This is a genomic window from Microbacterium umsixpiens (assembly GCF_053543675.1).
Genome location: NZ_JBLVOH010000050.1, coordinates 3,860 through 11,864 on the forward strand (window position 1 = coordinate 3,860; position 8,005 = coordinate 11,864).

Here is an 8,005-nt window from a genome sequence, read left to right on the forward strand (position 1 = left end):
GGCGCGCACGGTGACGGATGCCGCGCACCACATGCTCGCGGTGCAGAGCCAGGACTTCACCGCGGGGCGCTGGGCGCTCGCCGCGCGTACCCGCGGGCCGGTGCGTCTGCGCGACGTCGACCGTGCGTTCGACCGCGGCGACCTCGTGCGGGCGTGGACCATGCGCGGCACGCTGCACACCGTGCCGGCACGCGACCTGGGCTGGATGCTCGAGGTCACCGCCGCCCGACAGCGACAGCAGGCGGTCTCCCGTCACCGTCAGCTGGGCATCGACGACAGCATGGTCGCGACGGCGGTGCGCGCGCTGACGCCGCAGCTGCGCGACGGTGGCCGCACCCGCGCCGAGGTGTTCGAGATCCTCGAGGGCGTCGGCATCGACCCGACGGGGCAGCGCGGCATCCATCTGCTCTTCACCCTCACGATCGACGGCCTCATCTGCCAGGGGCCGGTCGCCGCGCGGGCGGGCATCACCAGAGACCAGCGGTTCGTGCTGGCCGAGGAGCACATCCGCGAGCACACCCGCCCGGCAGACCCACTCGCCGAGCTGTTCGTGCGCTACATCGACGGGCACGGACCGGCGGGCGTCGCCGACTTCGCGTGGTGGTCGGGACTCACGCTCGGACAGTCACGCGAGGCGGTCGAGCGCGCGGCAGGGCGGGTCGACGAGGTGGACGAAGGGCTGTTCGTGTCGCTCCAGCGTCCGCGGCGCGCGACGGGCGCGGCGACGGTCCACGCCCTCCCCGCGTTCGACGAGTACTACATCTCCTACGCCGACCGCACGACCGTGTGCGCGCCCGAGCACCTGGCCACCGTCGGCCCGGGCAAGAACGGCATGGTGCGCGCCACGCTCATCGAGCAGGGACGCGTCATCGGATGCTGGACGCACGCGAGCGCGACCCGCGACGCGCCACCGGAGCTGTTCGCGGAACCGGGCGAGCCGGCAGCCGTGGAGGCTGCGCTGGCGCGATTCGCGCACTTCGCCGGCGACTGAGCGCGCCGCCGGCGAAGAAGCGGTCACTGCGAGGCGAGCACGGCCTCCGCGGGGGCGACGAGTGCGGCGATCTGGGGAGCCAGCGCGATGAGCCGCTCGTTGGCCTCGGGCTCGGCGACGGTGGCCCGGAGTCCTTCGCCCGGGAACGGCCGCACGAGCAGGCCGTGGCGTTCCAACAGCTCGGCGGCAGCGGACGTGGCCTCACCGAGGGGAAGCCAGGCGAAGTTGCCCTTGCTCTCGGGCAGCGTCAGACCGGCGGCGGTGAAGGCGGCGACGACGCGTTCCCGCTCGACGACGAGCTCGGCGACCCTGGCCTCGAGCTCGTCCTCGGCGGCGAGGGAGGCGATCGCAGCCGTCTGCGCCAGGTCGGTCACGCCGAACGGGATGGCGACCTTGCGCAGCGCGATGCCCAGCTGCTCGGGGGCGATCGCGTAGCCGATGCGCATGCCGGCCAGGCCGTACGCCTTCGAGAAGGTGTGCGCGACCGCGACGTTCGGGTATCGACGGAAGTACTCGATGCCGACGGGGGAGTCGTCGTGGTCGTTGAACTGCACGTACGCCTCGTCGATCACGACGACGATGTGCGGCGGGACCTGTGCGAGGAATCGATCGAGCTCGGCGTCGCCGATGGTGGTCCCGGTCGGATTGTTGGGGTTGCACACCAGGATCAGGCGCGTGCGGTCGGTGATGGCCGCCCGCATCGCGTCGAGGTCGTGCCGGTGGTCGTCCGTGAGGGGAACCATGACGGGCACGGCTCCGGCCGCGCGAGCGAGCATCGGATACGCCTCGAACGACCGCCAGGCGAACAGGATCTCATCGCCCTCACCGGCTGTCGCGCGCATCAGCTGCGAGACGACCTCGACCGATCCGCTGCCGAGCACGACGTTCACCGGCTCGACGCCGAACCGCTCGCACAGCACCGCGGTGAGAGCCGTCGCCGCGGTCTCGGGGTAGCGGTTGATGTGCGCGAGCCGGTCGGCGATGGCCGCGGTCACCGACGGGAGCGGGGGATAGGGGTTCTCGTTCGACGACACCTTGAACACCGGTCCGGTGGTCTCCGCCTGCGGCGCGGCCTTCCCCGGGGTGTATCCGGGGATCGCGTTCAGGTCCTCCCGCAGTCTCAGCTCCGACATCCGTTCCGCCTCTCTCATCATCCGCTCGTGCGGCGCCCGTCCGTCCGTTTGACAGTGCCGGGCATCATCCATACTATCGCAATTGAATATATCGAATGTGGTCAATTCGGTCGATGGTGGCCGGAACGACGGAAGGAGCGGAGCGACGGTGCCCCAGTCTGCGGTGGATTCCCCGGAAACGTCCCTCGCCCTGCGCGTTCGGGCGATGCGGTGGGAGGCGCGGGACGTGCTGTCCCTCGAGCTCGACGACCCGACGGGTGCGCCCCTGCCCACGTGGGAGCCCGGCGCGCACATCGACCTCCGCTTCGCGAACGGAGTGGAGCGCCAGTACTCGCTGTGCTCCGACCCCGACGATCGCACTGCCTGGCGCGTCGCGGTCCTCGCCGAGAGCCCGAGTCGCGGCGGGTCCCGCTACGTCCACCAGAGCCTCCGGGTCGGCGAACTCGTGACCGTCTCTGCACCCATCAACCACTTCGCGCTCGCCCCCGCAGCGGAGTACGTGTTCGTCGCGGGCGGCATCGGCATCACGCCGATCCTGCCGATGCTGTCCGAGGCCGTCCGCCGCGGGATCCCCTGGCGGATGGCGTACCTCGGCTCGACGGAGGAGCGGATGGCGTTCCTCCGCCACCGCCAGCTCGCCGGAGGCGAGACGCTCCTGGTCCGGGGCGACGCCGACGAGCGACTCGATCTCGCCGCCTGGATCGGCGTTCCCTCCGCCGGGACCGCCGTGTACGCGTGCGGCCCCGAACGGATGCTGGACGCCCTCGAAGCGCTCAGCCTCGCCTGGCCGCACGGCGCGTTGCACCTCGAGCGCTTCCAACCGAAGACCTTCGGCGAGTCGCAGGGCGCCGACACCTTCGAGGTCGTGGCGGCCAGGTCCGACCTCATCGTCACGGTCGACCGCGGCTGCAGCATCCTCGAGATGCTCGAGAGCGCCGGGATCGGGGTGCCGAGTTCCTGCCTCGAGGGCGTCTGCGGCACCTGCGAGACGGCCGTGATCGACGGCGCCCCCGAGCACCGGGACTCGATCCTCACCCCCGACGAGCGCGAGAGCAACGAGACGATGATGATCTGCGTGTCCCGCTCTCTCGGCGAGCGTCTCGTCCTCGACATCTGACCCCCGCACGAACGGAGCGAACATGGACACCGGAACCGCATACGGCCTACGCCTCGGGCAGCCGCTCAACGAGCTCGCCCAGGTCGGCCCCGGCACCCCCTACGGCGAGGTGCTTCGCCGCTACTGGCACCCGGTCGCGAAGGTCGAGGATGCGACGACGCGCCCGATCTCGCTGCGGGTGCTGGGCGAGGAGCTCGTGCTCTTCCGCACCCGCAAGGGCAAGGCCGGCCTGCTGCACCCGCGGTGCATCCATCGCGGCGCCTCGTTGTTCTACGGCGGCGTCGAAGAGGAGGGCATCCGCTGCTGCTACCACGGGTGGGTGTTCGACACCGAGGGGCACTGCCTCGAGCAGCCGTGCGAGCCCGAACTGGGCCTGCACCGCGATCGTGTGCGCCAGCCCTGGTATCCGGTCGAGGAGCAGTACGGCCTGATCTGGGCGTACCTGGGCCCGCCCGAGAAGAAGCCCGTGCTTCCGCGCTACGACACCCTCGAGGAGCTCGCCGACGACGAGCAGCTGATCGTCAACGACCAGGGCGTGGGCGGCGGCGGACCAGCCCAGCTCGACTTCAACTGGCTGCAGCACTGGGAGAACGTGATGGACCCGTTCCACGTGCCGATCCTGCACGCGCGCTTCAGCGGCAACCAGTTCACTCCCGAGATGGCGCTCATCCCCGAGGTCAGCTACGAGTACACGCCGCTCGGCGTGCGCAGCATCCAGATGCGCGAGCTCGGCGACGGTCGTCAGCTGCGCCGCGTCACCGAGGTCATCTTCCCGAACCTGCGGGTCGTGGCCAGCCCGAAGCTCAGCTCGGGGCAGACGAACATGATCGGCTGGGTCGTGCCGATGGATGACACGAACTTCCGCATCTTCACCGTGGCGCGCGATGCCGATCCCGACTTCCTCGCGAAGCTCCGCTCCACGCACGAGGGCAAGCCGTGGAAGGAGCTCACCGACCTCGAGCATCAGCGCCTGCCCGGTGACTACGAGGCGCAGAAGTCGCAGGGTGCCATCTCGCTGCACTCCGAGGATCACCTCACGACCACCGATCAGGGCATCGCGATGATCCGGCGGATGATGGCCAAGCAGCACCGCGCGGTCGCAGCCGGCGGCGACCCGGTGGGCGTGAGCTTCGATGAGGCGGAGCGGCTGGTGCGCATCGAGGGCGGCAACTACTTCGAGGGTGCCGCAGACGCGCCGCTGCTCGCCGACGCGGTGGACGACTGACATGGCGAAGTACACGGCGCGACCGCCGCGCGGAGACCGCCCGGTCCTCGTGCTCGGGATCAGCGACGTGTTCGTGATCGAGGGCGAGCCCTCGGTCCCGGTGAGCATGCACCACCTCTCCGCCTGGGGCCGGTGGGTTCGCGACGTCGCCATCCCGGACTCGGCGGCCCGACGCCTGCACGAGCTGGCCGAGCACTTCGACATCGTCTGGGCATCCGAGTGGGGACACAACGCGCACACGGCGTTCCGCGGGCCGCTCGAGTTGCCGGAGGAGCCCTGGCCCTTCTTGCCCGTGCAGTTCGACAAGCTCGCGCACATCCGCCGCTATGCCGATGGTCTGCCGTGGGTCTGGGTCGACGATCCTCTCGTGGATCTCAGCGGAGAGCCGCCGGAGTGCGAGGACGGGATCGTCGTGCGGGTCGACCCCGCTGCCGGCATCCTGAGCCTCGATCTCGATGATCTGCTGACACGGACGCGCGCGCTCGTCGAACGGCGCACGGGAGGGAACACGATGCACACGAGCGAGGAGCAAGGATGAGCGCTGACGTCGCGATCGTCGGCGGACGCGTGGTCACCGGCCTCGGTGAGGAGCTCGACGGCGGCACGGTGCTCGTGGCGGGCGGCCGCATCGAGGCGGTCGGTGTCGGGATCGCGGTGCCGGACGGTGCGCGGGTGATCGATGCGACGGGATGCTGGGTCCTGCCCGGACTCATCGACCCGCACAGCCACATCGGCGTGCACGAAGAAGCCAACGGCCCCGCGGGCTTCGACGGCAGCGAGGTGTCGTCGCCCGTGACCGCCGGCGTGCGGGCGATCGACGCGATCAACATCGAGGATATGGCGTTCGCCGACGCGTTGGCAGGCGGCATTACGGCGGTCGTCGTGAAACCGGGATCGGGGAATCCGATCGGCGGGCAGAGCGTGGCGATCAAGACCGCCGGTGGACGCTCGGTCGACGAGCAGGTCATCCGCGCGGCGCTCGGCATGAAGTCGGCGCTCGGCGAGAATCCGAAGCAGGCCTATGGGGAGCGCAAGCAGCTGCCGTCGACCCGTCTCGGCATCGCGCTCGTCATCCGGCAGGCGCTCCTGGATGCGCGCGACTACGCCGAACGGCGGGATCGCGCCCGCGCCGAGGGCACACCGTTCGCGGTCGACCTGGGAAAGCAGGCGCTCACCGAGACCCTCGACGGCGCGCTCTCCTGGGAGCAGCACGCGCATCGGCACGACGACATCGCGACGGCGCTGCGCATCGCCGAGGAGTTCGGGCTGCGTCTCGTGCTCAACCACGGAACCGAGGCCCACAAGCTCGCCGACGTGCTCGCGGAGCGCGATGTGCCCGTCATCTTCGGCCCCATCCTGTCGAGCCGATCCAAGGTCGAGGTGCGCGAGGCCGATCCTGCGAACCTCGCGACCCTCGCCGCCGCGGGAGTGCGCGTCGCCCTGACCACCGATCATCCGGTGGTTCCCATCGGGCTCCTCGCTCTGCAGGCTGCCGTCGCCGTGCGTGCCGGCCTTCCCCGCGAGACCGCCATCGCCGCCATGACCTCCGCCGCGGCCGACATCGCCGGCATCGGCGACCGCGTCGGTGCGCTGGAGGTCGGCCGCGACGCGGATGTGGTTCTGTGGACCGGAGACCCGCTCGACGTCGCCTCGACCGTGCGGGAGGTGCTCATCGACGGACGGACCGTCTACACCGCGAAGAAGGAGAACTTGTGACGCTGCGCGACGATGCCGCCCGCCTGCTGCCCGAGCTGGTCGATCTGCGACGCCGCCTGCACCGCATCCCCGAGGTCGGTTTCGAGCTTCCGCAGACGCAGGCCGTCGTGCTCGCGGAACTCGCCGACCTCGGCCTCGAGATCACGACCGGCAGTGACCTGAGCTCGGTCACCGCGGTGCTGCGCGGAGCGGCGGACGGGCCGTCGGTGCTGCTGCGGGGCGACATGGACGCGCTGGCGATCGTCGAGGAGACCGGGCTCGAGTACGCGTCCGTGAACGGCGCCATGCACGCGTGCGGACATGACCTCCATGTGGCCGGACTCGTCGGTGCCGCCCGGCTGCTCGCGGCACGGCGGGAGAACATCGCGGGGTCCGTCGTCTTCATGTTCCAGCCGGGCGAGGAAGCCGGCGGAGGTGCGCCGCTGATGATCCGCGACGGCGTGCTCGAGGCGTCAGGCGCGAGGGTCGAAGCGGCATACGGCATCCATGTCGGTCCGGGGGAGCGCGGCACGTTCCAACTCAAACCGGGCACGATCATGGCCGGTGCGAACGTGCTGAGGGTCACCGTGCACGGCCGGGGTGGCCACGGCTCCCGCCCGCATCAGGCGGTCGACCCGGTGCCCGCGGTCGCCGAGATCGTGCTGGCGCTGCAGAGCTGGGTCACCCGGCGCGTCGACGTGTTCGACCCCGTGATGCTCTCGGTGACGAAGCTGTTCGCGAGCGAGGTCGTGAACGTGATCCCCGAGCAGGCCGGGCTCGCCGCGACGCTGCGCACGTTGTCCGAGGCCTCGATCGCACAGGCCCAGGCGGAACTTCCGCCCCTCGTCGAGCGCATCGCGGCCGCGCACGGGTGCACGGCCGATGTCGAGGTGCTCATCGGCTATCCGGTGACCGTCAACACGGCCCCGGAGACCGCGGCGGCGACGGCGGTGCTGCGCGAGGAATTCGGCGACGAGCGGGTCGAAGAGCTCGCCGTGCCGTGGATGGCCTCGGAGGACTTCTCGTTCGTGCTCCGCGAGGTTCCCGGGACGTTCCTGTTCCTGTGTGCCACGCCGCCGCACGTCGATCCGGACGACATCCCGATGAACCATTCACCGCACGCGGTCTTCGACGATGCAGTGCTCGGCGATCAGGCCGCGGCGCTGGCCGCGCTCGCTCTCCGGCACGTGTCCCGCTAGGCGCGGGCGCCGTCCGGTCGCGGTACCGAACCGCGGTCAGCGGCCGAGCGTGCGGTGGTCCAGCACGGCCTTGCGCCCGGCCTCGACGTCGCTGCTGCGGATCGCATCGATGAGTGCCTCGTGGATGTGCAGGCGCTCGTCCGTGTCCTGGCGGAATCCGGGGACGGCCAGTGCGTCCTCATCCGCCGCGCCGGCGGTCTCGCCCTCGATGTAGTCGACGAGGTTGAGGTAGAACGTCCGCAGCACCGCGTTCGGCGAGATCTCGGCGATGCGGCGATGCAGCCGCCAGTTGCCGTGCAGCCCCTCGATCGGGTCGTGCCAGTGGTCGGCGAGGTCGGACATGACCGCGTCGAGGTCGGCGATGTCCGCATCGGTGCGGTTCAGGACGGCGTCATGCATGACCGCCTCGTCGAGCGCATCGAGCACCTTGATCACGTCGTTGACCGGAGCGCCGGTCTGGCGCAGACGGAGCACGCTGTGGGCGAGGCGGATGAGCGGCGACTGGTCGGCGACGAAGATGCCGCCGCCCGGGCCCGGGCGCAGGTCGACGGAGCCGCGGGCGCGTAGCACGCGCAGCGCTTCGCCGAGTGTGGCCGGCGCGACGCCGAACTGCTCGCACAGGTCCTGTCGTGTGCCGATGCGGTG

At 70.7% G+C, this 8,005-nt stretch carries 8 protein-coding genes; 6 read left to right on the forward strand and 2 right to left on the reverse strand.

The features are described from left to right. On the forward strand, positions 1–991 hold a 991-nt coding region (locus tag ACNPM4_RS05475), incomplete at its 5' end, for a winged helix DNA-binding domain-containing protein (protein WP_448984989.1). Between the two features lie 23 nt (positions 992–1,014). Here the strand turns inward: ACNPM4_RS05475 and hisC are convergent. Further along, positions 1,015–2,124 carry a histidinol-phosphate transaminase gene (gene hisC / locus ACNPM4_RS05480; RefSeq protein ID WP_448984991.1) on the reverse strand — a complete coding sequence of 370 codons (1,110 nt, stop codon included), beginning with the start codon at positions 2,122–2,124 and terminating at the stop codon, positions 1,015–1,017. Positions 2,125–2,350: 226 nt separating this feature from the next. Between hisC and ACNPM4_RS05485 the strand changes: the two genes are divergently transcribed. Genes ACNPM4_RS05485 through ACNPM4_RS05505 form a run of 5 tightly spaced genes read left to right on the forward strand, consistent with a single transcriptional unit; the run spans position 2,351 to position 7,360 of the window. Further along, positions 2,351–3,241 carry a PDR/VanB family oxidoreductase gene (locus ACNPM4_RS05485; protein ID WP_448984993.1) on the forward strand — a complete coding sequence of 297 codons (891 nt, stop codon included), beginning with the start codon at positions 2,351–2,353 and terminating at the stop codon, positions 3,239–3,241. Between the two features lie 22 nt (positions 3,242–3,263). Further along, positions 3,264–4,466, forward strand: coding sequence for an aromatic ring-hydroxylating dioxygenase subunit alpha (locus tag ACNPM4_RS05490; protein ID WP_262000575.1), 1,203 nt, complete (start codon positions 3,264–3,266; stop codon positions 4,464–4,466). Position 4,467: 1 nt separating this feature from the next. Further along, on the forward strand, positions 4,468–5,004 hold the full coding sequence (locus ACNPM4_RS05495) for an HAD domain-containing protein (protein WP_029263035.1): 537 nt from the start codon (positions 4,468–4,470) through the stop codon (positions 5,002–5,004). After that, complete coding sequence (locus ACNPM4_RS05500) at positions 5,001–6,182, forward strand: amidohydrolase (protein WP_448984994.1); 1,182 nt, start codon at positions 5,001–5,003, stop codon at positions 6,180–6,182. Before ACNPM4_RS05495 ends, ACNPM4_RS05500 begins: the two co-directional genes overlap by 4 nt. Continuing rightward, positions 6,179–7,360, forward strand: coding sequence for a M20 metallopeptidase family protein (locus ACNPM4_RS05505; protein ID WP_448984995.1), 1,182 nt, complete (start codon positions 6,179–6,181; stop codon positions 7,358–7,360). The genes ACNPM4_RS05500 and ACNPM4_RS05505 overlap by 4 nt, the downstream gene beginning before the upstream one ends. A gap of 36 nt (positions 7,361–7,396) precedes the next feature. Here ACNPM4_RS05505 and ACNPM4_RS05510 read toward each other — a convergent pair. After that, positions 7,397–8,005, reverse strand: a 609-nt coding sequence (locus tag ACNPM4_RS05510; protein ID WP_448984996.1) for a FadR/GntR family transcriptional regulator, incomplete at its 5' end; no start/stop codon positions are given.